Genomic DNA, 25,902 nt, shown 5'->3' on the forward strand with positions numbered 1-25,902 from the left:
AAGAAGGTAGTGGCGTACTCGCCCTTGCCGTCAATGCCCAGGATCGCGGTTTTTTCCTGGAAGCCCGAGCAGTGGTAGGCGCTGGATGCGTGAGCCAGGTGGTGTTCTACCGGTTCGATCTTGATTTTCTTCGGATCGAAGCCCAGTTGCTCCAGGCACCAGACGATCTTGTTGCGATAGCGCTTGTAGCGACGGTTGCCCATCAGGATCGCGTCAAGGGCGCGGTCCGGGGCGTACCAGTAACGCTTGGCGTAGTGCCAGCGCGCCTCGCCGAACAGGCTGATCGGGGCGAACGGGATCGCCACCACGTCAACGTCCGAAGGCTTGATGCCAGCCTGCTCCAGGCAGAACTTCGCCGACTCGTAGGGCATGCGGTTCTTTGCATGTTTGTCGCGTACGAAGCGCTCTTCTTCGGCGGCCGCAATCAGCTTGCCGTCGATATACAGGGCTGCGGAAGGATCATGGCTAAGGGCGCCGGACAGGCCAAGAATCGTCAATGCCACTGGGGTCTAGCCTCTTTTAGTCTGCATGCAGGCGCATCGCGCCTGAAAAAAGTGTGTTTCTCGCCGGGGCGGGAAACAGCTAAAGGGCGGGATTATAGCTTAAAAGCAGCAGGAAGCTGTTAGCGCAGCTCGATGCTCCCGTCCGCGCTTTGGCGGTAGATCGTGTAGGGCAGGACGAGCGTGTCCAGGACAGCAGAAACGGGCACATCAAGAATGACCCAGGGAATGCCATTCAGCGAGAGATCACTTGCGGAGTTCGGCGGTCCATGCAAGACACACAAGTCATAAACCACGCCGCTATAAACACGCGGAACAGAGTTGCAGTACGTTTTCTTCCTCTTGAGGTCCAGAACAGTGACGTCATCGCCACGCAGTACCGTGGTCGTAGTGCCGCAGCCGCCCATGAGCAACGATATTCCCAGCAATACCAGCAACCTCAGAATAGGAGTCCGCATAGTTGATTCTTCTTGTTTGTTAATAAAGACCGAAAACCTAACACCACAGAACCAAGGCTTCAGGCTTACGCAGTCGACGCTAAGCGTAGGAAGCATCCCATTGCGCCCAGCGGTAAGGATTTCGGCAAATCAGAGGGCGAGTCGTTAAACTTGTAACATTTTCGCCTACACCCCTCACTTGCGCGCTACCAACCGGCCTCTTCATGACTCCTTCTGCCCCAACCTGCCTTGCCTTACTGCTGGGCCTGTGTAACACCGCCCAGGCCGACAATGCGCCCTTGATCCTGGACCCCAGCGTGGTCACCGGTTCGCGCAGCGCCAGCCCGACGTTCGATTTGCCCTATTCCGTGGACGGCATCAACCGCGAGCAGATCAGTGACGGCCAGCTCGGCATCAACGCCTCCGAAGCCCTGTCCCGCGTGCCCGGCCTGGTGGTGCAGAACCGTCAGAATTACGCGCAAGACCTGCAGATCTCGTCCCGAGGCTTCGGCGCCCGTTCAGCATTCGGCGTGCGCGGCATCAAGCTGATCGCCGACGGCATCCCCGCCAGTACCCCGGATGGCCAGGGCCAGGCCGCGACGTTCAACCTCGACACGGCCGAGCGCATCGAAGTGCTGCGCGGCCCGGCGGCGACGCTGTATGGCAGCAACGCCGGGGGCGTGATCCAGATGTTCTCCCGCGACGGCGAGGGCCCGCCGCGTATCGGCGCCGAAACCCTGGTGGGCAGCGACGGCCTGAACAAGAACCACCTCAGCGCCGAGGGCGCGGCGAATGGCGCCGGGTTTGTGCTCGACACCTCGCGCATGGACACCAACGGCTACCGCGATCACAGCAGCGCGCGCCGCGACCAGACCTTCGCCAAGCTCAATGTCGAGCCCGATGACGACAGCAAGCTGGCATTGATCTACAGCAGCCTGGAGCAGAACGGTACGCAGGATCCGCTGGGGCAGAAATGGGAAGCATACAAAGCCGATCCGCGCTCGGTAGATACAGCTGCTTTGCAATATGACACGCGCAAAAGCATCGATCATCAACAGTTGGGGATGAACTACGAGCGGCATTTCGATAGTGCAACTTTACAGGTCAACGCATATACCGGGCGACGTAGCGTGATTCAGTATCTATCGATTAAACAAGGAACACCGCCTAACGAACGCGGCGGTGGCGTGGTGCAATTTGACCGTAAGTTCTACGGCGGCAGCGTGCGCTGGCTGCAGCCCATCGAAAGCGCGCCTGGCGAGCTGACGATCATTACCGGCCTGGACTTCGACCAAAGCGAAGACAGCCGCCATGGCTATCAGAACTACAGCGGCAACACCCTCGGCGTGAAAGGCCAACTACGCCGCGACGAAATCGACACGGCTCGCAGCCTCGACCCGTATATCCAAGCCAACTGGGCCCTCGACCGCTGGACCCTGCAAGCCGGCGTGCGCCACAGCACGATGCAAATGGACGTTGACGATCAGTTCCTGAGCAATGGCGACGCCAGCGGCAACAAGACCTACCAGAAAAACACCCCTTCGATGAGCGTGATGTACGCGCTCACCCCCGACTTGCACGCCTACATCAGCGCAGGCAAAGGCTTTGAAACCCCGACTCAGGCGGAGCTGGCCTATGCACCGGGCAACGCCGAGGGCTTCAACTTCGGCTTGAAGCCGTCTGAAAGCACGCAATATGAAATGGGCGTGAAAGCGCAACTGAGCAACACGCGGATCAACGCCGCCATTTTCCAGATCACCACCGAGGACGAACTGGTGGTGCAGCAATCCATCGGTGGCCGTACCAGCTACCAGAACGCCGGTCGCACGTTGCGCCGCGGCTTCGAACTGGGTGTTGAAAGCCAGCTGAGCGACCACTGGAGCACCAGCCTCGCCTACACCCGCCTGCACGCAACCTACGACAGCGACTTTACCAGCGGCGCCAACACCATCGACAAAGGCAACTACCTCCCCGGCGTGCCACAAACCACCCTGTTCGCCGAACTGAACTGGAAACCACGGGACTGGGTCAGCACCGCCATCGAAGGCATGTACCGCAGCAAGGTCTACGTAGAAGACACCAACCAACAACACGCCGCGCCGGCCTACAGCGTCTTCAACTGGCGCGCACGGTTTGAGCAGAAGGTAGAGCACTGGACCTTTCACCAGACCCTGCGCCTGGATAATCTGCTGGATCGTCAGTACGTGGGATCGGTGATTGTGGGGGATGGCAATAACCGCTATTACGAAGCGGCGCCGGGGCGCTCGTGGTATGCGGGGGCTGGGGCGCAGTACCAGTTCTGAATGCAGCGCCTGGACGGGCGCCATCGCGGGCAAGCCCGCTCCCACATTTTGACCGCGTTCACAGATCAAGTGTGGGAGCGGGCTTGCCCGCGACAGGTTTAACTGCCGACACCCGCCTCTTTGGGCAACCGCTGATCAATCACGCGATACAACGCACTGCCTTGCGGCCAGTTACGCATAAACCTTGCACGATCTTTGGCATAGGCCGGCGCAAAGCTGGCAGCGGAAGAGTGCTGGCACATCGCATCCAGGTCAATCATCGCCCAGCGCCCGTCGCTCCAGAACAGGTTATGGCCTTTGAAATCCCCATGGCTGATGCGCTCGCGGATCAAGTCGGCAAACAGCTGGTCCAGCGCCTGCAACTCGCTCTCGGGCGCCTCGCCGCTCTCCACATACGGCGCAAAGCGCTCGATGATGTCCGGCCCAGGCAGGTATTCGGTGACCAGGTAGGCGCGGCTGCGCAACCACAGGAATCGTTTCTCCAGCACCGCCAGCGGCTTGGGTGTGGCGAAGCCCAGGAAGGCCAGGCGGTTGCCTTCGCGCCAGGAGTGCCAGGCGCGGCTCGGGCGCCAGAAGCGCTTGAGCCAATGGGCAAAACCCTTGATGTTGTAGCGCTTGATCACCAGCGGCCGGCCGGCCACGTCGACCTTGGCCACGCTCGCCGCGCCACCGGTCTTGTACAGGTGACCCTGGTCGAGCAACGCATCGGCCTGCTCAAGCACCGGCACCATGGCGGCTTCTTCTTCGCGGCGGATCGCACGCAAGCCAAAAGCGCCGCGCACCACACTGAACAGCGTGCATTCGCGGCCGGTCTTGTCCAGGTAGTCTCTCAAGCGCCAGGCGCTGACTTTACGCACCTGTTTTTCCAGGGCTTGCATTGGCAAGGCGTGTTCGCCGTTGGCCAGCAAGTAATACACCAGCAACTCCTCGGTAAAGGGCTCGAGGTTTTTCGGCAGTTGGGCGAAGAACACACCGAGGTTCTCCAGCACTCGATTGCGCGATAGCGCCTTGCCCGCCTCTTCGACACGAATGCCGGCGCCATCGATCAGATACAGCTTGCCATCCTTGCGCAACAAGTTGTCCAGGTGCAGGTCTTCTTGCCACAGGCCCTTGGCATGCATCTGGGCGATCGCGCCCAGCGCTTCGGCGAGCACAGCGGTTTGTTCGTCCGCCAACGGCGGCAGGTTTTCGACGGCGAGCCAAGCGTCGGACAGGCTTTGGGCCCCCTCGATAAATTCAAACAGCAGCCAACCACCCTCGCCGTCCTGCAAGCCATCGGCCAGCAGCAACGGCGTGGTCAGGCCTTGCTCAGCCAACAGACGCACACCCGTGAGCTCACGCTGAAAATGCCGCGCCGCCTTGCTGCCCACCAACAACTTGGCCAACACCGGGCGACCACGCCACACGGCGGCACCCACGTAGCGCTGCCCCGGCAACACCCGCAGCAGGCTCAGCAATTGCAATTGCCCAGGGCCGGCGGCATCCGCCAGGTCGAGGGTCAGTGGCAGGCTGGGGGTACGCCCAGCCGTTTTCAGCTCGGATAAACGCATCAGCGGTTCTCCTTGTGGCTGCGGCGCGCGGTCAGGCGCTGGTGCCAAGTGGACACCAGGGCACCGTCCTCGGGCTGCTCAAGGTACGCCGCCAGCAGTTGGCGCACCTGCGCATCCGACCATTGCGGCGCACGGCGCAGCAGCGGTTCCAGGTCCTTGACCCGGTCACGCCAGCCAAACAACAGCGGGCGGGTTTTCTCCAGGTCGATCAACTGTGCGGCATACCCCTCACCGGCAGGCTGCAGGAAAATATGCTTGGGGTAAAAACAGCCATGCACCTGCCCGACGCTGTGCAGATGACGCGCCAGCTTGCCGCAGGCCAACAGGATCGCACTGTGCTGGGCTGCGCTTAATTGCGCCCACTGCTCCAGCAACGAATCCAGGTCATTCCAGCCATCCAGCGCACGGGTGAGCAGCATCGCCCGGCGCTCACCCTTGACCTTGCGCTCTCCGAAGAACGCCGCTTGCAGGGCCGGGATGCCGAGCTTTCGATACAGGCTGATGTTGCGAAACTCGCGGGCAAAACTCGGCTCGCCAAACGGCCGGTGCAAGGTGCGTGTGAGGTAGTTGCTCTGGCGCTTGAGGTAGTAGCCTTGCCCCTCAAGCTCCAGGCGATACACGCTGCTCCAACCGTCGCCGCTGGTGTTCGGCTCGTCCACCGCATCCAGTTGCTTGGCCCACAGGGCGTCGAAGGTCGCCAGGCCGTTGCGCTCAAGCAGAGCGCGGTCTTCAGCCGCCAGGAAGTCACTCATTCGCGTCCCTCGAAAAACTTCACCACATGGCGAATTCGCTGTTTGTCCGACGCGGTCAGGTGCGCGCGCTGGCGATATTGCAGGTAGAAACGCAGGCGCTGGGTGGCCGACAAGTGATACTTGGCGACTTTGTCCAGGCAGGCCAAGTCCTTGGTGATGCGGTACTTGAGCCAGAAGCCGCGCCAGAAATCACCGTTGGGGCAGTCGATCAGGTACAGGGTGCGCTGATCGTCCACCAGCAGGTTGCGCCACTTCAAGTCGTTATGGGTGAAGCGGTGATCGTGCATGGTGCGCGTGTATTCGGCGAGCTGGCGGCTGATGCCATCGACCCACCGGGGGTCTTTGAGGCGCTCATCGTGACGCTCGGCCAGCACCGACAGATCTTCGGTCTTGGGCAGTTCACGGGTGATCATGGCGCCACGGTTATAGGCCAGGCCCTTGCGGTCCAGGCCCCAGGCCACCACGTCGGCGGTGGGGATGCCCCACTTGGCGAAACGCTTGAGGTTCTGCCATTCGGACTTCACCCGCGGCCGACCCAGGTAACGACGCAGGCCCTTGCCGGCACCTACGTAGCGCTTGACGTAATAATTGACCCCGTCACGCTCCACCCGAATCACTTCCGACAACGGGTCGCGGGTCAGCCGCTCGCCTTGCAAGGCGAACACCGCGTCCAGGCTTCCAAAGTCATCCGCCAGGGCGGCGTAGGCAGGTTCCAGATTCCAACCCGCCATCAGATCGCATCCCCGTATCGTTGTTTACGCGCATACAGCTTTGCTGCCATGCGTTCCAGCGCAGACAACAGCGCGGTTTGCTCCGCCAGGATCTGGCGCAGCGGCTGCTGGAAATAGGCCTTGAGAAAACGCAGCTTGTCGCGCTGGGTCAAGCCGATCTCCAACGCGGAGTAATACAGGCCGGCCAAGTCTTTGTTGCGCCAGCGCACGGGGATCGTCGCACGCACCTGGGCACGGTGCAGGTCGATCACCGACAGCTTGAGGTTGTCGACACTGATGGGCCGGTCGGTGTGCAGCAGGAAATGGCAGAGGTAGCAGTCACGGTGGTTGACGCCACCGCGGTGCATCGCGCCCACGGTACGCGCCAGCTCAAGGGTCAAGGCATGCTTGATCGACGGCACGGGCGGTTGCTTGACCCAGTCGAGGGTCAGGTCTTCCAGGCTGATGATGGGGGTCAGTTCCTGGGTGATGATGAACGAGTGCTGGTCGGCCGGGTTGCTGCCTTTTTCACCGAACGCCACGGCGGTCATGGTCGGTACACCAAGCGCCTGCAAGCGCTGGATCGCCACCCACTCCTGGCCCGCGCCCAACACCGGCAATTTGGCAGTAACCAGGTTCTTGAGGATTTCGCCCCAGCCGATCCCACGGTGGATCTTCACAAAATAAGGCTGGCCCTCGACCACCGTACGCAACGTACGGCGAGCGGCCAGCTCGCGGAACACCTGGCCTTCCAGCTTCTCGACCTCGGCGAACGCATCGCGTCCGGCCCAGAGGGTCTTGAAGGGTTCGGCTAGAATCAACTTCATCGGTTTGGCTCCGCCAGAATCAGGTCCGCAGCGTACTGCGGCATGCTAAAGAGGTCGGCCGTCTCGGCGAAGGCCAGACCATTGCGACTCCAGGTCGCACGCGCTTGTGGGTCGTCGAGCATATCGACCAGATACTGGTTGAGCTGGGTTTGCTCGAACGGCTCGTCCAACACCCGGCCGCTCTGGGCCTTGTCGATGTAGAACGCATAGCCGCACACCTGGCTCACCAGTACCGGGAGGCCGGCGACCACCGCTTCGACCAGCACCATGCCGGCCGCCTCGTTGTACGCGGGGTGAATCAACAGGTCCGCCCCCAGCAGGAAACGCGGAATATCATTGCGGCCCTTGAAGAACTGCACCTGGTCGCCCAGGCCCAGCGCCGCGCTCTGCAATTGGAATACTTTGGGGTCGTCCTGGCCGATTACAAATAGCCGGGTACGTTTCTTCAGCCGCGAAGGCAGTGCGGCCAGCGCCTTGAGGCTGCGGTCGACGCCCTTGGTCTTGAACCCCGAACCGATTTGCACCAACAGCAAATCGTCTTCGGCCAAGCCGAATTCAGCGCGGAACTCGGCGCGGATCTCGGCGGCGTTCGGCGGGGCGCGGCGGTCGCGGGCAATACCCGGTGGCAACAGGTGAAAACGCTCGGCCTGGGTGCCGTAATACTGGGTAAACAGCTGTTGCTGATGCTCGGACAACACCATGATCTGCGTCTTGGCGTTTTTATCGAACACGGCGCGCTCGTATTCGGCAAAGTGCTTGTAGCGCCCGAACCAGCGATACATCGGGTTGCGCAGTGTCTGGGCCTTGTCCTCGAACACACCGTCGGCGGCAAAATACAGGTCCAACCCCGGCATCTTGTTGAAGCCCACCACGCGGTCCACTGGGCGCTTGGCCAGGTCGGCCTGGATCCAGGCGTAGAGCTTTTCGTTGCGGCGGTGGTTGACCAAGGCCTTGACCGGCGCCACCAGCACCTCAAAGCCTGGCGGGATATCGCCTTCCCAGATCAGGGTGTACACCCGAATGCTGTGGCCGCGCTGCTGGCATTCCAGGGCGATGCGCATGAAGTCGCGCTGCAGGCCACCGAAAGGAAAGTACTTGTACAGAACAAAAGCCAGTTGCATCAGTGCTGCTCCTCGGCCAGTAACAACGTGCTCAGCCGGCTTGCGACACGCTCAGGGTTCAAGCGCGTGAAGCACAGGGGCGACTCGCGTGCGATGTCGAACCGCCGCAGGTCGTCGGCAGTGGGTTGATAAGTGCACTGTTTTTGCAGGCAAGGCGCACACGGCCAGTCGCTGGCCAAGTGAATCTGGCCCTTGCCGTAGGCACCGGTGAGGCCTGGGTTGGTGGGGCCGAACAGGGAAATGGTCGGCACGTCCAATGCCGCCGCCAAGTGGCCAAGGCCGGTGTCGACGGCCACGCAGGCACGGGCGCTCGCCAAGACACGGGCAACGCCCGCCAGGTTGAGCTTGGGCAACACTTCGGCGTTGGGCAGGCCGAGGGCCAGGCGTTCGGCCCGCGCCTTTTCGGCGGCGTTGCCCCACGGCAGCTTTACATCGACGCCCAAACGGCCCATGCGTTCGGCCAGCTCGCGCCAATAGGCTTCGGGCCAGTGCTTGGTGTCCCAGGTAGTACCGTGCAGCAGCAATACGAACGGTTTTTTCGGCGGCAGGCCAAGCAGCTTTTCAACGCTCAGGCCGTAGTCGCCCAGGCGTTGGGGCAGGTCGTAGCCCAGCGCCACGGCGAACAGCTGGCGCAAGCGCTCCACCGCATGCTGCCCACGGGCCACGGCCAGGCGCCGCGAATAAAAGCGCGCAGCCAGGGGTTCACGCGCAGAATCTTTGTCGAAGCCGGCGATGGGCGCCCGCACATAGCGGGTCAGCCAGGCGCTTTTGAGCAAGCCCTGGGCATCGATCACCAGGTCATATTTGGTCGACTGCACCGCCTGCTTGAACCGCCGCCATTCACCGCTCTTGATGGTTTGCCAGAGGTTCTTGCGCCAGCGGCGAATCGCTACCGGGATGACCTTGTCGACCGCCGGGTGCCAGGTTGGGATTTCGGCAAAGCCTTCTTCCACCACCCAGTCGAACCGAATGCCGGGAATCGCCCGTGCTGCATCAGTGAGGGCCGGCAAGGCATGGATCACGTCGCCCAGGGATGAGGTCTTGATTACCAGAACCCGCAACTCAGTGAACCTCGACCACGTCGCCCTGCAAACGCTGCAAGGCATCGGTTACCGGCTGGGGCAGCAACTGGCGCAGGCAGTTGTAGTGGCCGAAGCGGCAGGTGCGGTCAAAACACGGACTGCAATCCAGACCCAGGCGCACCACTTCGACCTTGTCGGCCAACGGCGGAGTGAAGCCTGGGGATGTGGAGCCGTACACGGCCACCAGCGGACGGTTCAGCGCCGCCGCCACATGCATCAGGCCGGAATCGTTGGACACCACCGAGTCGGCGCACGACAACAGGTCGATGGCCTCAGCCAGGGACGTGTCGCCACTGAGGTTCACCGCTTCTTCACGCAGGCCGGGTATAAGGCGCTGGCGAATGTCTTCGCCCACCGAATGATCGTTCTTGGAACCGAACAACCACACCTGCCAGCCTTCGCGGATCTTGGTATCAGCGACTTTGGCGTAATGCTCCGACGGCCAGCGCTTGGACTCGCCAAACTCGGCGCCAGGGCACAAGGCCAATACGGGCCGATCCAGGGTGAGGCCGAACTTGGCCAGCGCCGCGTCGCGGGTCACCGGGTCGATCTGCAAGCTGGGGCGTGGGTACGGCTTGGGCAGTTCAGCACCCGGCTCGTAGGCCAAAGCCATAAAGCGTTCGATCATCAACGGGTAACGGGCTTTATCCAGGGTGCGCACGTCGTTGAGCAGCACATAGCGAAACTCGCCGCGCCAGCCGGTGCGCTTGGGGATACCGGCAAAGTACGGCACCAGCGCCGACTTCAGCGAGTTAGGCAGCAGGATCGCCTGGTCGTACTGGCCCGCCATGGACTTGCCGATGCGTCGGCGGGTCGCCAACTCCAGGGCACCGTGGCCGAGCGGGAAGCTCAAGGCCTTGCGCACCTCGGGCATGCGCTCAAGGATCGGCCGGCTCCACTCAGGGGCGAGCACGTCGATCTGGCAGTCTGGATAGCGCAGGCGCAGGCACTGAAACAGTGTCTGTGCCATCACCATGTCACCGACCCAACTGGGCCCAACGATCAGAATATTCATGTAGTTTCCACAAACGATGCGGGGAGGCCTATGCCTCCCCGCCTCGATAATGACTGTAGATCGCGGTGCGCCAGGGAGCATCTTTATGTGGGAGCTGGCTTGCCTGCGATCGCATCACCTCGGTATCCCTGATAAACCGAGGCGCCTGCATCGCGGGCAAGCCCGGCTCCCACATTAATCCGCATCCCATATAAAAATTGGCGTCGCCAATCAGTCGAGTTTCAATTTAAGCCCAGCGCCTGCCAGATTCGCATCACCTGTCGCCGCTCGTCGGCGAACTGGTCCCCGGCTACCGTACCGGCCTCGTTCTGCAAAGCCTGGCGGTGCGCGGCTGAGCGATAAGCCTTGTACACTTCACGCAGCAAATGGGCATCGGCGGCGGGCATCAGCCCGACCTGCTCCAGGCCCTCCAGAATGCGGATATTGTCGGTGTAGCGCAGCAACGATGGATGTTGCGCAGACCACGCCAAAGCCGCGTATTGCACCATAAATTCAATATCGACGATACCTCCGGCGTCCTGCTTGAGGTCGAACAGCGCCGTGGCCTCGAAGGCATTGGCGCCCCTGCCGGCCGTCGTGGCCTTGGTGCCCAGGTTGTCACGCATCTTGGCACGCATCTCGCTGACCTCCTGGCGCAGCTTCTCCAAGTCCCGCTCACGCCCCAACACGTTAGCCCGTACCTGCTCGAACGCCTGGCCCACATCCTGGCTGCCCACCAGTACCCGCGCGCGGATCAGGGCCTGATGTTCCCAGGTCCAGGCTTCATTTTGTTGATACCGATCAAACGCCCCCAGGGAACTCACCAACAAGCCGGATGCGCCGGAAGGTCGCAGGCGCATGTCCACTTCATACAGCTGGCCGGAGTTGGTCTGGGTGGTCAGCAGGTGAATGATGCGCTGGCCCAGGCGTGTAAAGAATTGCGCGCCATCGATCGGCTTGGCACCGTCCGTCTCGGCCTGGGGGTCGCCGTCATGGATAAACACCAGGTCCAGGTCCGAACCATGCCCCAGTTCGATGCCGCCCACTTTCCCATAACCGACAATGATGAACCCAGGATCGCACAGGGTGCCGTCCAGTCGCTGCGGCGAGCCGTGACGGGCGACGGTCTGGCGCCAGGCCAGGGCCAGCACTTGTTCAAGAATCGCTTCGGCCAGCCAGGTGAGGTAGTCGCTGACCTTCATCAACGGCAGGCTGCCGGCGATTTCCGAGGCGGCCACCCGCAGGCGGTGCGCCAGTTTGAAATGGCGCAAGGCTTCCATTTGCTGCTCAAGGTCATCTTCGGGAATGCGCGTGAGGCGCTCGCGCAACTCAGCGGCCAGCTCCGGCGCCAGCGGCGGCTTGAACAAGCGGCCTTCGTTGAGCAATTCATCCAGCAGCAGCGGAAAACGGGTGATCTGTTCGGCGATCCAAGGGCTGGCCGCGCACAATGTCAGCAGGCGACGCAGGGCGTCGGGGTTCTCAGTCAGCAACACCAGGTAGGCCGAACGCCGGGCCACGGCTTCCACCAGCGGCAACACGCGCTCCAGTACCAGGTCGGGGTTGGCATGTTCAACGGCCTGGGCCAGCAGGCGCGGGATAAACGCATCCAGGCGCTCACGCCCCAGGCGCTGCATGGCGCGCAACTGCGGGCTGGCACGCAGGCTGGCCAACGCCTTGAGGGCCTTGGGGGCATCGGTGAAACCACCTTCACTCAGTTGACGGCACGCCGCGTCGTCATCCTGGGATTCCTCCCACAGTGGCAACCATTCACCACCGACCACCAATTCGCTTTCTTCGCCTTCTTCCTCATCAGGGTCGGCAATCACCTGGCGAAAGTGCCAGTCCACGCGACCACGCCAGTACATCAGGCGCTCGTGGAACGCGGCCCAGTCACTGAAGCCCAGCATAAAGGCAATGCGCGCCTGGTCTTCGGGCCTGTCCGGCAGCATTTGCGTCTGGCGGTCGGCAATCGCCTGGATCGCATGCTCGGTGTAGCGCAGGAACTCGTAACCGCTGCGCAGCTCGCTGATCACCGCTGCGGGCAAATAACCCTGGCCTTCCAGCGTGCCCAGCACGTTCAACAGCGGGCGTTGCTGCAGGCTGAGGTCGCGGCCGCCATGGATCAGTTGGAATGCCTGCGCGATAAATTCCACCTCACGAATGCCGCCCGCGCCCAGCTTGATATTGTCGGCCATGCCCTTGCGCCGTACTTCCTGCTGGATCAGTTGCTTCATGGTGCGCAGCGCTTCGATGGCCGAGAAGTCCAGATAACGGCGGTAGACAAACGGGCGCAGCATGTCGAGCAGTTGCGCGCCAGCCGCCTGGTCGCCGGCCACCACCCGCGCCTTGATCATGGCGTAGCGCTCCCAGTCCCGGCCCTGGTCCTGGTAGTACTGCTCCAGCGCGTTGAAGCTCAGCACCAGGGCGCCGGCCGAACCGTAGGGGCGCAGGCGCATGTCGACGCGGAAGACAAAACCGTCGACGGTCATCGGGTCCAGGGCCTTGATCAGTTTTTGACCCAGGCGAATAAAGAACTCCTGATTATCCAGGGCGCGCTTCACGCCCACCGTCTCGCCGCCCTCGGGGTAGGCGAAGATCAGGTCGATATCCGACGACAGGTTCAGCTCCACTGCACCGAGCTTGCCCATGCCGAGGATGACCATGTGCTGCGCCTCGCCGCTGCGTGCGCCGGTCGGCGTGCCGAACTGGGCACAATGGCGCTGGTACAGCCATTGATAGGCCTGGTCGATGCAGGCGTCGGCCATGTCGGACAGGTCGCGACAGGTTTGCACCAGGTCGGCCTGGCGTGTGAGGTCGCGCCAGATGATGCGCACCTGCTGGCGCGTACGTTGGCGGCGCAGCACGCGGCCCAGTTCATCTTCTGTTTCGGCCTGTTGCACGGCACCGGCTATCTGGCTGCATAGCTCGCCGGGCGCAAAGCCGCGGTCCAGCTCGCCCCAGGCCACCAGCTCCAGCAACATCAAAGGGTCACGAACACTCTGTTCAATGACGAAATCACTGGCGGCGCACACGCGGACGAAGTCGGCCCACCGTTGCGGCGTCCACGCAGAAAGGCCATGATCGTCATCCAGCGCGGCCACCGCGTCACGAAATGACTGCTCGGCCCGGTTGGCGTAAGGCAACAGAATGGCCGGCAGTTCGGCCAGCGTTGGAAGGCTCATGGTCTATCCTTGATCGGCGTGTAAATGGCGTGTAGTTGTGAAGGCAAGAGCCATGCTCGGTGAAGGACTGTCGAACAAAGGTTAGAAATAGCTGAAATTAAATTAATCTTGGCAGGCAACATCAAAGTTTCACCTTTTCTTGTTCGCAATAGACCAACAATAACGATTATGCTCACCAGCAAGACCGAGCCATACGCTCAGTCTTGTGTAGTTTTACTACTCGTATATACATTCGAAAGGCTGAAATGGCCGACGATTTGTAGTAAAACTACAGGACGCCGAAGCAACCTTCGGCCATCCAAGAATTTATGTCGTCTGCCCACAAGGCCAGTCGCAAACTTCAGGCAACCGATTCTGGTAGCCTTTCCGCCCTGGAGCAAGCCATGCAAGACCTCGATCCCGTCGAAACCCAGGAATGGCTGGACGCCCTGGAATCGGTTCTCGACAAAGAAGGCGAAGACCGTGCTCACTACCTGATGACCCGTATGGGCGAACTCGCGACCCGCAGCGGCTCGCAACTGCCTTACGCCATCACTACGCCATACCGCAACACCATCCCCGTTACCCACGAAGCACGCATGCCTGGCGACCTGTTCATGGAACGCCGCATTCGCTCGCTGGTACGTTGGAACGCCATGGCGATGGTAATGCGCACGAACTTGAAAGATTCGGACCTGGGCGGTCACATCTCCAGCTTCGCTTCCAGCGCAACCCTGTATGACATCGGCTTCAACTACTTCTTCCAGGCCCCGACCGACGAACACGGCGGCGACCTGATCTACTTCCAGGGCCACACCTCGCCAGGCGTCTACGCCCGTGCGTTCATGGAAGGTCGCATCAGCGAAGAACAAATGAACAACTTCCGCCAGGAAGTCGACGGTCAGGGCCTGTCGTCCTACCCTCACCCTTGGCTGATGCCTGACTTCTGGCAGTTCCCGACCGTTTCCATGGGCCTTGGCCCGATCCAGGCGATCTACCAGGCACGCTTCATGAAGTACCTGGAAGCCCGTGGGTTCATCCCGGAAGGCAAGCAGAAAGTCTGGTGCTTCCTGGGCGACGGCGAGTGCGACGAACCGGAATCCCTGGGCGCCATCTCCCTGGCCGGCCGCGAGAAGCTCGACAACCTGATCTTCGTCATCAACTGCAACCTGCAGCGCCTCGACGGCCCGGTTCGCGGCAACGGCAAGATCATCCAGGAACTCGAAGGCGTGTTCCGCGGTGCTCAGTGGAACGTGACCAAAGTCATCTGGGGCCGTTTCTGGGACCCACTGCTGGCCAAGGACGTCGACGGTATCCTGCAACGCCGCATGGACGAAGTCATCGACGGCGAGTACCAGAACTACAAGGCCAAAGACGGCGCGTTCGTTCGCGAGCACTTTTTCAACACGCCTGAACTCAAGGCCATGGTTGCCGACCTGTCCGACGACGAAATCTGGAAGCTCAACCGTGGCGGCCACGACCCGTACAAGGTCTACGCGGCGTACCACGAAGCGGTCAACCACAAAGAACAACCCACCGTCATCCTGGCCAAGACCATCAAGGGTTATGGCACCGGTGCCGGCGAAGCGAAGAACACCGCGCACAACACCAAGAAAGTCGATGTCGACAGCCTGAAGTTGTTCCGCGACCGCTTCGACATCCCGGTCAAGGACGAAGAGCTGGAGAACCTGCCGTTCTTCAAGCCAGAGCCAAACAGCGCCGAAGCCCGCTACCTGAGCGAGCGTCGCAGCGCACTGGGCGGTTTCGTACCACAGCGCCGCGCCAACAGCTTCAGCGTACCGACGCCAGACCTGAGCACCCTCAAGGCTATCCTTGACGGCTCGGGCGACCGTGAAATCTCCACCACCATGGCCTTCGTGCGCATCCTGGCGCAGCTGGTCAAGGACAAGGACATCGGCCCGCGCATCGTCCCGATCATTCCGGACGAAGCCCGTACCTTCGGTATGGAAGGCATGTTCCGTCAGTTGGGCATCTACTCCTCCGTCGGCCAGCTCTACGAGCCAGTCGATAAAGACCAGGTGATGTTCTACAAGGAAGACAAGAAGGGCCAGATCCTCGAAGAAGGCATCAACGAAGCGGGCGCCATGAGCTCCTTCATCGCTGCCGGTACTTCGTACTCCAGCCACAACCAGCCAATGCTGCCGTTCTACATCTTCTACTCGATGTTCGGCTTCCAGCGTATCGGCGACCTGGCTTGGGCCGCTGGCGACAGCCGCACCCGTGGCTTCCTGATCGGCGGCACCGCCGGCCGCACCACGCTGAACGGCGAAGGCCTGCAACATGAAGACGGTCACAGCCACATCCTGGCTGCCACCATCCCGAACTGCCGCACCTTTGATCCAACCTACGGCTATGAGCTGGCGGTGATCATCCAGGACGGCATGAAGAAGATGACCGAAGAGCAGCAGGACGTTTTCTACTACATCACCGTGATGAACGAGTCCTACCAGCAGCCAGCCATGCCGGCCGGTGTGGAAGAAGGCATCATCAAGGGCATGTACCTGCTCGAAGAAGACACCAAGGAAGCGGCGCACCACGTACAGCTGATGGGCTCCGGCACTATCCTGCGTGAAGTACGTGAAGCGGCGAAGATCCTGCGCGACGAGTTCAACGTCGGTGCCGACGTATGGAGCGTCACCAGCTTCAACGAACTGCGTCGCGATGGCCTGGCCGTAGAGCGCAGCAACCGCCTGCACCCTGGCCAGAAACCAGCCAAGAGCTACGTCGAAGAGTGCCTGGCCGGCCGTAAAGGTCCAGTCATTGCCTCTACCGACTACATGAAACTGTTTGCTGAACAAATTCGCCAGTGGGTCCCGTCCAAGGAATTCAAAGTCCTGGGCACCGATGGTTTCGGCCGCAGTGACAGCCGCAAGAAGCTGCGTCACTTCTTCGAAGTCGACCGTCACTTCGTGGTGTTGGCAGCCCTGGAAGCCTTGGCTGACCGTGGTGAGATCGAACCCAAGGTGGTGGCTGACGCTATCGTCAAGTTCGGGATCAACCCGGAAAAACGCAACCCACTGGACTGCTGAGGAGATTTTTTGTGAGCGAACTCATTCGCGTACCTGACATCGGCAGCGGTGAAGGTGAAGTAATCGAGCTGTTTGTGAAGGTCGGCGACACCGTCGAAGCCGACCAGAGCATCCTGACCCTCGAGTCGGACAAGGCGAGCATGGAAATCCCTGCTCCCAAGGCCGGCGTGGTCAAAAGCCTGAAAGTGAAGCTGGGCGACCGTCTGAAAGAAGGCGACGAACTGCTGGAGCTGGAAATCGAAGGCGCTGCTGATGCAGCCCCTGCGGCCGCGGCTCCGGCCGCCGCCGCACCTGCACCTGCTGCTGAAAAGCCTGCCGCTGCCGAGGCTGCTCCAGCCCCGGCCGCTGCACCTGCCGCCGCGACCGTCCAGGACATTCACGTCCCGGACATCGGTTCGTCGGGCAAGGCCAAGATCATCGAGCTGCTGGTCAAGGTCGGCGACACCGTCGAAGCCGACCAGTCGCTGATCACCCTGGAGTCCGACAAGGCTTCCATGGAAATCCCATCGCCGGCTGCCGGCGTGGTGGAAAGCATCGCGGTCAAGCTGGAAGACGAAGTCGGCACCGGTGACTTCATCCTCAAGCTCAAAGTACAAGGTGCTGCGCCAGCCGCCGCACCAGCACCGGCTGCTGCTCCGGCTGCCAAGGCTGAAGCGGCACCTGCCGCTGCTGCCCCTGCTCCGGCCGCAAAAGCCGAAGCTGCGCCAGCCCCTGCGGCTGCTGCGCCTGCGCCAAGCGGTGCCAAGGTTCACGCCGGCCCAGCCGTGCGTCAGCTGGCCCGTGAATTTGGCGTCGAGCTGAGCGCTGTTGCAGCCAGCGGCCCTCACGGCCGTGTGCTGAAGGAAGACGTGCAGGTTTACGTCAAAGCCATGATGCAAAAAGCCAAGGAAGCTCCGGCTGCCGGCGGCGCTACCGGTGGTTCGGGCATTCCGCCGATCCGCACCGTGGATTTCAGCCGTTTCGGCGAAATCGAAGAAGTGCCGATGACCCGCCTGATGCAAATCGGCGCGGCAGGCCTGCACGCCAGCTGGCTGAACATCCCGCACGTGACTCAGTTCGACCAGGCCGATATCACCGACCTGGAAGCGTTCCGCGTTGCGCAGAAAGCCGTGGCCGAGAAGGCCGGCGTGAAGCTGACCGTGCTGCCACTGCTGCTCAAGGCCTGTGCACACCTGCTCAAGGAACTGCCGGACTTCAACAGCTCGCTGGCGCCAAGCGGCAAGGCGATCATTCGCAAGAAGTACGTGCACATCGGCTTTGCGGTCGACACCCCGGATGGCCTGCTGGTACCGGTCATCAAGAACGTCGACCAGAAGAGCCTGCTGCAACTCGCTGGCGAAGCGGCTGCGCTGGCTGCCAAGGCCCGCGACAAGAAGCTCACCCCGGACGACATGCAGGGCGCTTGCTTCACCATCTCCAGCCTCGGCCACATTGGCGGCACTGGCTTCACGCCAATCGTCAACGCGCCGGAAGTGGCGATCCTGGGTGTGTCCAAGGCCACCATCCAGCCTGTGTGGGACGGTAAAGCGTTCCAACCCAAGCTGATGCTGCCACTGTCGCTGTCCTACGATCACCGTGTGATCAACGGCGCCGCGGCTGCGCGCTTCACCCAGCGCCTGAGCCAGTTGCTGAACGACATCCGCACCATCCTGCTGTAAGTCGCAGGGCCTTCCTGTTGCCGGGAAGGCCCTTGCCACACCGATTTCCGAGCGCCACGCTCGTACCTCAACCCCGCCACTTGGCGGGGCTTTTTTTGCCTGTATTTTGTAGGAGCGAGCTTGCTGTGGCGAGGGAGCTTGCTCCCGCTGGAGTGCGAAGCGCTCCCAAGATTTTGGGGCCGCTGCGCAGCCCAGCGCAAGCAAGCTTGCTCGCCACACGCAAGCACCCTACCTGCGTCAACGCACCACCGATCACCCCAATTACAGAAATCCCTTGCGCGGCCGATAACAGGCTTATAGCACTTAGCCTTCATCCTCTCTTGTCACTGCGTCCTGCATGATGCAACCTTGCCGCAGTCGACAGTCAAGAGGGCGTGAGCCCAGCGCAGTGCGCATTTTCCCAAGCGAGTTTCCCCATGAAAAGCCAACCCGATGTCGCCCGTATGGCGGCCGAGGTAGTGACGCAATTACCGGTGCCTTCGCGCCTCGGTATGCTGCGTTTCGAGCGGCTTAATGAGGCAAGCTGGGCCCTGCTCTACCTCGATCCCAATTGCGAACGCCAGTTCGGCCTGCCGGCGGTTGAACTCTGCGCCTTGATCGGCACACCCTACGCCAGCCTGATGGAACCCCAGGCGCGCTACCAGTTGCACGATGCGATCCAGCAGCAACTGGCCCACAGCCCCCATTATCTGGTGCGCTACAACCTGCACACCCATGACGGCCCGCTGAGCGTGCTGGAGATGGGCGAGGCCTACAAACAACATAACCGCCACCTGGTGCGCGGCTACCTGATGGTGGTCGAGGGGCTGTTCAGCGAGACCAGCGCACCCGCCCCGACGGTCGACCTGGAAAACCAGAACAGCCGCCTGCAAATCGCCCTGGAGCTCAACCAGCGAGCGCAGCAGGAGCAGTTGCAACACCTGGAGCGAGTGCGCGCCCAGCAAGAACTGATCCTGCTGCTGGCGCGCCAACGCTACACAACGCCAAATTCCCTGCAAGAAGCCGCTGAACTCATCACGCGCAGCGCCTGCGACATTTACCAGATCGACTGCGCCAGCATCTGGAACCTCGAAGGCCATCATCTGGTACCGATCTCCGCCTATCACCGCGCCGATCAACAACACCATCTGCCTGAAGCCATCGATGCCAGCGGCTTCCCGGATTACCTGGAAGCCCTGCACTCCAGCCGCGCGATCGACGCCACCCACGCCCTGCGCGACCCACGCACCCGGGAAATGGCTGAAAGCCTGCGCGCCAAGGACATCCACGCGATGCTCGACGCCAGCATCCGCGTCGACGGCCAGGTCGTCGGCGTGCTGTGCCTGGAGCAAGGTGGCAGCCCACGCGCCTGGCAGTCCGATGAAATCGCGTTCGCCGGCGAGCTGGCAGACCAGTTCGCCCAAGTCATCAACAACCACAACCGCCGCACTGCCACCAGCGCCCTGCACCTGTTCCAGCGCGCCGTGGAGCAAAGCGCCAACGCGTTTTTGCTGGTCAATTGCGACGGCGTGGTGGAGTACGTCAACCCCAGCTTCACCGCGATTACCCAATACAGCGCCGAAGAAGTCCACGGCCATCGCCTGGCCCAACTGCCAGCCCTGGAAAACCTCAGCGAATTGCTGTTCGACGCGCCTTCGGCCTTGGCCAAAAGCAACAGCTGGCAAGGCGAGTTCAAGAGCCGCCGCAAGAACCTGGAACCGTACTGGGGCCAGCTGTCGATTTCCAAGGTGTATGGCGACAACCGCGAGCTGACCCACTACATCGGCATCTACGAAGACATCACCCAGACCAAGCTGGCGCAACAGCGCATCGAACGCCTGGCCTACACCGACAACCTGACCAACCTGGGCAATCGCCCGGCGTTCATTCGCAACCTCGACGAGCGCTTTGCCCGCGACAGCGACAGCCCGATCAGCCTGCTGTTGGTGGACATCGACAACTTCAAGCGCATCAACGACAGCCTCGGCCACCAGACTGGCGACAAGTTGCTGATCAGCCTGGCGCGCCGCCTGCGCAACAGCTTGAGCAGCGGCGGCAGCCTGGCGCGTTTTGCCAGTAACGAATTCGCGGTGCTGTTGGACGATGCCGACCTTGAGACCGGCCAACTGGTGGCCAGCCAGTTGCTGACTACCCTCGACAAGCCGATGTTCGTCGACAACCAGTTGATCAGCGTCACCGGTTCCGTGGGCCTGGCCTGCGCGCCGCTGCATGGCCGCGACCCGCAGACCCTGATGCGCAACGCCGGCCTGGCCCTGCACAAGGCCAAAGCCAACGGTAAGCACCAAGTGCAAGTGTTTACCGAAGCGCTGAATGCCGAGGCCAGCTACAAGCTGTTCGTGGAAAACAACCTGCGCCGTGCCCTGACCCAGAACGAGCTGGACGTGTTCTACCAGCCCAAGCTATGCCTGCGCAGCGGTCGCCTGCTGGGCATGGAAGCACTGTTGCGCTGGAACCACCCGGAAAAAGGCATGATCCGCCCCGACCAGTTCATCAGCGTGGCTGAAGAAACCGGGCTGATTATCCCCATCGGCAAATGGATCGCGCGCCAGGCCTGCCGCATGAGCCGGCAATTGACGGCCGCAGGCCTGGGCAACTTGCAGGTGGCCATCAACCTGTCGCCCAAGCAATTTTCCGACCCGGACCTGGTGGCCTCGATTGCCACCATCCTCAAGGAGGAACAGCTGCCGGCCAACCTGCTGGAGCTGGAGCTGACCGAAGGCTTGCTGCTGGAAGCCACTGAAGATACGCGCCTGCAACTGGACCAGCTCAAGAGCTTCGGCCTGACCCTGGCGATGGACGACTTCGGTACCGGTTACTCGTCGCTGAGCTACTTGAAAAAATTCCCCATCGACATCATTAAGATTGATCGCAGCTTTATCCATGAAATCCCGGACAACCAGGACGACATGGAAATCACCTCGGCGGTGATCGCCATGGCCCACAACCTCAAACTCAAGGTCGTGGCCGAAGGCATCGAAACCGCTGAGCAGTTGGCGTTCCTGCGCCGGCACCGTTGCGACGTGGGCCAGGGCTACCTGTTCGACCGCCCGATCCCGGGTGCCGAGCTGATGCAGAGGCTTAAACGCTACCCGCGCGGGCCAATCGCCTGACAGCGCTGTAACACTCGGGCACACTGGCTGTCTGACAATTTACTGTTACTCAACCTGACGAGAGGACTGATCATGGTCTTGCGCTCGGAAATTCTGGTGAACAAAAACGTGCTGCCTACTCAAGAACAAGCGTTGCCTGGTCGTGAAACCCCGATGAAGTTACCGGAAACGCACTTCGTCAACGGCAACCCACTGCTGGGCCCGTTCCTGGATGACGTCGGCTTTGCGATCTTCGGCCTGGGCTGCTTCTGGGGCGCAGAACGCAAGTTCTGGCAGCGCGACGGCGTGGTCAGCACCGTGGTCGGCTACGCTGGCGGCTTTACGCCTAACCCCACTTATGAAGAAGTCTGCTCGGGCCTGACCGGCCATAGCGAAGTGGTGCTGGTGGTGTATGACCAGGCCAAGGTGAAATACGAAGACCTGCTGAAAATGTTCTGGGAACTGCACAACCCGACCCAGGGCATGCGCCAGGGCAACGACATCGGCAGCCAGTACCGTTCGGTGATCTACGCCACCACGCCTGAGCAACTGGCGGCAGCCAAGGCCAGTGCCGAGGCGTATCAGCAAGAGCTGAGCAAGGCCGGCCTGGGTGAGATCACCACGGAAATCGAAGAGGCCCCGACGGTGTACTTCGCCGAGGCGTATCACCAGCAGTACCTGGCGAAGAACCCCCAGGGCTACTGCGGGATCGGCGGCACGGGCGTGACCTGCCCGATCTGACCCCTGTGCCATGATCATTCCCACGCTCCGCGTGGGAATGCCGTACTGGATGCTCCGCGTCCGCTTTTAACATCGTGACGCGGAGCGTCACAGGCTGCGTTACCACGCGGAGCGCGGGAACGATCGGTTACTCGGCGATCAGCCAATCCATCTGCCAGCCACCCTGGGTCTGGCCCAGTTGCTTGGACAACCATGGCAGCAACTCACGCAATTCCTCTTCCAGGCCCCACGGCGGGTTGGCAATCGCCAGGCCCGAGCCGATAAGGGTATTGGGCGTGTCCAGCGGATGCACCAGCAACTCCACACGCAGCAGCTTCGGCGCACCGGTACCGGCCAGGTCCTGATAGAAACGGCGCAACATGCGCTGGTCTTTCACCGGGTACCAGATCGCCGCCACCGTCTGGCGCATACGGCTAACAGCCTCCTTGAGGGACGCGGCGCAACGCTGCATTTCGTCGAGTTTTTCAAACGGCGGGTCGATCAGCATCAGCGCGCGCTTTTCCGGCACTGGCAGCAAGGCCCGTGGCACGTGCCAGCCTTCGCCCAGGTGCACTTTGACGCGGCGATCACCCTTCATGTTGTCCTTGAGCAGCACGCCATCTTCAGGGTGCTTCTCGTTGAGCAGCACACGGTCCTGGGGCCGCGTGAGGCGGCGCGCCAGTTCCGGCGAGCCCGGGTAGTAGCGTAACTGGCCATCCGGGTTCATCTCGTGCAACACGCGCATGTAGTCGGCGGTCAGCGGCGGCAGGTCGCTTGCGCCCCACAGGCGGGCGATGCCTTCCAGGTACTCACCGGTGCGGTTGGCCTGGTCGCCCTGCAAGTCATACAAGCCAATGCCTGCGTGAGTGTCGAGGTAGGCGAACGGCTGTTCCTTGCGCGACATCAGGGCGATGAGGCGGGTCAAGGTCAGGTGTTTGAAGACATCGGCATGGTTGCCGGCGTGAAAGGCGTGACGATAATTCATGGTTGCTCCTGCGCAGGGGGCGAAGTTTACCTTCTACCGGTGCAAAGGTGCAGGGCCGCATGGCGGGCGGCACGGAAGTGACGCTATCGCCAGGGGCTCAACTGAGCTGCGAGGCAAGGTAATCAGCCAATGCACCAGGGCTGATTTGCGGCCTGCGTGCGAAGTAGGCGACTTTATGCTGCAAGGTTGCTGGCGTAAACGCGGTATAGAGGTCAGGACGCTGCTCTTGGAGCCATTGCAGCAGATTGTCGACCAGCACCTGTGGAGACTGTTGAGCCATATGCTTGAGCAACGATGCCGGTACCTGCCACCAGGGGCTGACTGGGGCCGCAGTGACTGGTTTGGCCGCCACCGACAGCGGCTGGCCGTTGATCAAGTAGCGCTGGAACACCGGTAGCACGCCCCCGGCCCCGTCGCCTAATGACTGCAACATCGGCAAAAGGTGCGCGCCGTCCCAGAAACGCAAAAACACCGGTTGGCTTTCCGGCAGGTACACCTGGGTCAAACCCTTCAAATGCGCGATCACCACCTCCAGCGGGCTGGACGAGACCGCCAGCCAGCCCCAATCCGGCGCTTGGGTGGTGGCTATCCAATCGAGAAAGGCACTGCTCGGCTCAACGACGCCAACGTAGGGCATGACCTCATCCCAGTCAGCGTAGGCCGTGTCCGCCCAGATCGGTCGCGGCATCTTTGCAGCGGCCGTGGCTTGCCAGGCGGCGAGCGGCTTGGCGTCGCTGGCATTGCCCAGCACGGCGTACAGCTGTTCATCAGGCTGCAACGGGTATTGCGCCAGCCAGGCATTGGGCGTCAAGAGCGCGGGCATCAGGACGCACTCCGTGTATGGGCGTCGATGTCGCATTGGCCGTTCTTGCAGCGCTCGCATTCTTCGCAGAACGGCGCGCTGCGTTTGAGGCTGAACACTTGTGCACGGCTTAACGGCGCGGGAACCGCTGCCAATACAGCCTCTTTCAACCCAGGCATTAACGGCGCCGGCGTCGGGGCAGGCGCGCTGCCGAGCTGGATCGGCACACTGCTGAAAATCCCGCCCGCTGACAATGTGATCGACTGCCCGCCCGCCTGGATCGTCACGCTGGCACCCGCATCAATGATGATGCTTTGCCCGGCCCCCAGCGCAATGATTTGCCCGGCACGCATGTGCTGCGAACCGCCAACCACCAGATGGTCATCCTGCTTGAGCTCGGTCAAACGGTTGCCGTGGGTGATGCGCTGCTCCTGGCCCTGCAACTCATGGCGCGACTCGCCGCCCACCTGCACGCGACGCTGGTTATCGACCTGTACCTGTTGGTCGTGCAACACATGCTGGGTCCAGTCCCGCTGGGCGCGCAGGTAGATTTCCTCGGCACCCTTGCGGTCCTCGATACGCAGTTCGTTGTAGCCACCACCGCCAGGGCTGCTCTGGCTACGCCAGAGACTACGGGTCTTGTCCGCGGGCAGGTCGAGGGGCACAGGCGTGGCGGCGTTGGGCAGGCACCCCACCACCAGCGGCATATCCATGTCGCCATTGACGAACCCCACCAGCACTTCCATGCCAACCCGGGGTATCAGCACCACGCCATAACGGTCATGGGCCCAGCCACTGGCGACCCGCAGCCAGCAACTGGAATGGTCGTTGTGCTCGCCGACACGATCCCAGGCCAGTTGCACCTTGACCCGGCCGTATTCGTCACAGTGAACCTCACTGTCAACCGGGCCGGTGACCACTGCACTTTGATATCCCGATACCGTCGGGCGCGGCTGCTCCGGCAAGGGCGGACGAAACACCGCATCCCATGGCGCGGCGACAAATGCGTTGCGATACCCTTGGCGCAGTTCCCCTCCGTCCTCCTCGGTGACCGCTTCCTCCAGCACCTGAGGCTGCTTGCCTTCATGGCGCACCTGCGTCACCAGCCACAGGTCGTTCCAGTCCTCACGGGGGTGCTCACGCAACTGCAGAAACCGGCCACTGGCCAACGCCGGCTCATCGCCCTGGCCATGGGCACTACGATAGTCGCTGCGGTACCGCTCCAGGCCACGCTGGGCGAGGCATCTGCCTTGGGCTCGGTCGGAAAACTTGCCGGGGTAGTGCTGCGCTTCAAGCTTGGGCAATGACTTGTCGACGGCTGCGCTTTCCAGCTCGACATGGGGTTTGCGAAAGTCGTAATCGCGAAGACTCAACGCCGTGGTGCAGGTCGCCAATTGCAAGGTGAAGCGCTTGATCGCAGGGTTAGCGGCGACCATTCCCGAACCAGGCCGGTACGGCGTGGGCTGATCTGCCTGGGCAAATACGGTCTGGTCATCGCCAAACACCAGCAGATGCCCTGCGGGGGAATGCTGGAAGTGATAGTGAATACCCAGCTCGGCACACAGGCGCTGGATGAACGCCAGGTCGCTCTCGCCGAACTGCACGCAATATTCACGCTCCGGGTAATCACCGCTCAACCGGAACTCAAAGCGATCACTGTGAATCCCCTGCCCTGCCAGCACCTGAGCAACAATCTGCGGCACCGTCTTATGCTGAAAAATGCGCTGGTGGCTGCTGTGTGCCAGGTACGCCAGATGCGGCGCAAGGCTGAGCTGGTAACGCGTCAGGCGCCGGCCCGAGTCGCCCTGGGCAACCCGATACACCAGGCCGTGAACGCCATGCCCCTGATCGTCGAAGCCCAAGTACACCTGGCGATGCAGCAAGCCCTCCAGGTCGATATCCGGCTGCTCGCTGACCAGCTCAAGTTCAAAACGATAGGGCTGGCTGATGGCCTCGGTGCCGTCGAACGCGAACACCTCGAAATCACTCGGCGCCCCATCCAGGGCCAGGGTAAATGCAGGTTGGTTGGCAGGAGCGAACATCCGGTGTTTCTCTGCGAAGGGTGGGCGGTCGATTCTGCACCAGCCGTTCGCCTTGCCGAGCGCTGCCTCGGCAAATAAGTAAGGTCCTACGTGAGCACCGCTGGAACCCACGAGCATCG

At 61.9% G+C, this 25,902-nt stretch carries 18 protein-coding genes; 5 read left to right on the forward strand and 13 right to left on the reverse strand.

Annotated elements, in window-relative coordinates:
• Window positions 1–503 (reverse strand): carbamoyltransferase N-terminal domain-containing protein (locus APH41_RS10855; RefSeq protein WP_305728899.1); only part of this gene is annotated, 503 nt, incomplete at its 3' end.
• 119 nt (window positions 504–622) lie between these two features.
• Window positions 623–958, reverse strand: a complete 336-nt coding sequence (locus APH41_RS10860; protein ID WP_054918884.1) for a YceK/YidQ family lipoprotein — start codon at window positions 956–958, stop codon at window positions 623–625.
• Window positions 959–1,161: 203 nt separating this feature from the next.
• Here APH41_RS10860 and APH41_RS10865 point away from each other — a divergent pair, with 203 nt between their 5' ends.
• A complete protein-coding gene (locus APH41_RS10865) occupies window positions 1,162–3,240 on the forward strand; it encodes a TonB-dependent receptor (RefSeq protein ID WP_054918885.1) in 2,079 nt (692 codons plus the stop codon).
• Between the two features lie 98 nt (window positions 3,241–3,338).
• Here APH41_RS10865 and APH41_RS10870 read toward each other — a convergent pair whose 3' ends face one another.
• From APH41_RS10870 to glnE, 8 genes are all read right to left on the reverse strand, one after another.
• The gene (locus APH41_RS10870) at window positions 3,339–4,790 is read right to left on the reverse strand and encodes a lipopolysaccharide kinase InaA family protein (protein ID WP_054918886.1); all 1,452 of its coding nucleotides are present in this window, start codon (window positions 4,788–4,790) and stop codon (window positions 3,339–3,341) included.
• Window positions 4,790–5,542, reverse strand: a complete 753-nt coding sequence (locus APH41_RS10875) for a lipopolysaccharide kinase InaA family protein (protein ID WP_034125618.1) — start codon at window positions 5,540–5,542, stop codon at window positions 4,790–4,792. The genes APH41_RS10870 and APH41_RS10875 overlap by 1 nt, the downstream gene beginning before the upstream one ends.
• On the reverse strand, window positions 5,539–6,273 hold the full coding sequence (locus tag APH41_RS10880; RefSeq protein ID WP_054896240.1) for a lipopolysaccharide kinase InaA family protein: 735 nt from the start codon (window positions 6,271–6,273) through the stop codon (window positions 5,539–5,541). Before APH41_RS10880 ends, APH41_RS10875 begins: the two co-directional genes overlap by 4 nt.
• On the reverse strand, window positions 6,273–7,079 hold the full coding sequence (gene rfaP, locus APH41_RS10885) for a lipopolysaccharide core heptose(I) kinase RfaP (protein ID WP_054896239.1): 807 nt from the start codon (window positions 7,077–7,079) through the stop codon (window positions 6,273–6,275). The genes APH41_RS10880 and rfaP overlap by 1 nt, the downstream gene beginning before the upstream one ends.
• Window positions 7,076–8,200 (reverse strand): glycosyltransferase family 4 protein, encoded by a 1,125-nt coding sequence (locus tag APH41_RS10890; protein WP_014716627.1) that lies wholly within the window; start codon window positions 8,198–8,200, stop codon window positions 7,076–7,078. The genes rfaP and APH41_RS10890 overlap by 4 nt, the downstream gene beginning before the upstream one ends.
• Window positions 8,200–9,261 (reverse strand): lipopolysaccharide heptosyltransferase I, encoded by a 1,062-nt coding sequence (gene waaC, locus APH41_RS10895; RefSeq protein ID WP_054896238.1) that lies wholly within the window; start codon window positions 9,259–9,261, stop codon window positions 8,200–8,202. The genes APH41_RS10890 and waaC overlap by 1 nt, the downstream gene beginning before the upstream one ends.
• Window position 9,262: 1 nt before the next feature.
• On the reverse strand, window positions 9,263–10,297 hold the full coding sequence (waaF, locus tag APH41_RS10900; protein WP_054918888.1) for a lipopolysaccharide heptosyltransferase II: 1,035 nt from the start codon (window positions 10,295–10,297) through the stop codon (window positions 9,263–9,265).
• Between the two features lie 221 nt (window positions 10,298–10,518).
• Entirely contained in the window at window positions 10,519–13,458 is a 2,940-nt protein-coding gene (glnE, locus tag APH41_RS10905) for a bifunctional [glutamate--ammonia ligase]-adenylyl-L-tyrosine phosphorylase/[glutamate--ammonia-ligase] adenylyltransferase (RefSeq protein ID WP_054918891.1), read from the reverse strand.
• 383 nt (window positions 13,459–13,841) lie between these two features.
• On the opposite strand from glnE, the gene aceE reads away from it, so the two are divergent.
• From aceE to msrA, 4 genes are all read left to right on the forward strand, one after another.
• Window positions 13,842–16,487 (forward strand): pyruvate dehydrogenase (acetyl-transferring), homodimeric type, encoded by a 2,646-nt coding sequence (aceE, locus tag APH41_RS10910; protein ID WP_003187985.1) that lies wholly within the window; start codon window positions 13,842–13,844, stop codon window positions 16,485–16,487.
• 11 nt (window positions 16,488–16,498) lie between these two features.
• On the forward strand, window positions 16,499–18,145 hold the full coding sequence (aceF, locus tag APH41_RS10915) for a dihydrolipoyllysine-residue acetyltransferase (RefSeq protein WP_054918893.1): 1,647 nt from the start codon (window positions 16,499–16,501) through the stop codon (window positions 18,143–18,145).
• 416 nt (window positions 18,146–18,561) lie between these two features.
• Complete coding sequence (locus tag APH41_RS10920) at window positions 18,562–21,255, forward strand: bifunctional diguanylate cyclase/phosphodiesterase (protein ID WP_054918895.1); 2,694 nt, start codon at window positions 18,562–18,564, stop codon at window positions 21,253–21,255.
• Window positions 21,256–21,327: 72 nt separating this feature from the next.
• Window positions 21,328–21,975 carry a peptide-methionine (S)-S-oxide reductase MsrA gene (msrA, locus tag APH41_RS10925; protein ID WP_014716620.1) on the forward strand — a complete coding sequence of 216 codons (648 nt, stop codon included), beginning with the start codon at window positions 21,328–21,330 and terminating at the stop codon, window positions 21,973–21,975.
• Between the two features lie 127 nt (window positions 21,976–22,102).
• On the opposite strand, the gene APH41_RS10930 is transcribed toward msrA, so the two are convergent.
• The 3 genes from APH41_RS10930 to APH41_RS10940 form a co-directional block, all read right to left on the reverse strand.
• Complete coding sequence (locus APH41_RS10930; RefSeq protein WP_054918897.1) at window positions 22,103–22,939, reverse strand: 23S rRNA (adenine(2030)-N(6))-methyltransferase RlmJ; 837 nt, start codon at window positions 22,937–22,939, stop codon at window positions 22,103–22,105.
• Window positions 22,940–23,036: 97 nt separating this feature from the next.
• Entirely contained in the window at window positions 23,037–23,762 is a 726-nt protein-coding gene (locus APH41_RS10935) for a DUF4123 domain-containing protein (RefSeq protein ID WP_054918898.1), read from the reverse strand.
• A complete protein-coding gene (locus APH41_RS10940; RefSeq protein ID WP_054918900.1) occupies window positions 23,762–25,783 on the reverse strand; it encodes a type VI secretion system tip protein VgrG in 2,022 nt (673 codons plus the stop codon). The genes APH41_RS10935 and APH41_RS10940 overlap by 1 nt, the downstream gene beginning before the upstream one ends.
• Window positions 25,784–25,902 lie beyond the last annotated feature (119 nt).

This window comes from Pseudomonas sp. NBRC 111138, assembly GCF_001320835.1.
GTDB classification, from domain to species: Bacteria; Pseudomonadota; Gammaproteobacteria; order Pseudomonadales; family Pseudomonadaceae; genus Aquipseudomonas; species Aquipseudomonas paracarnis.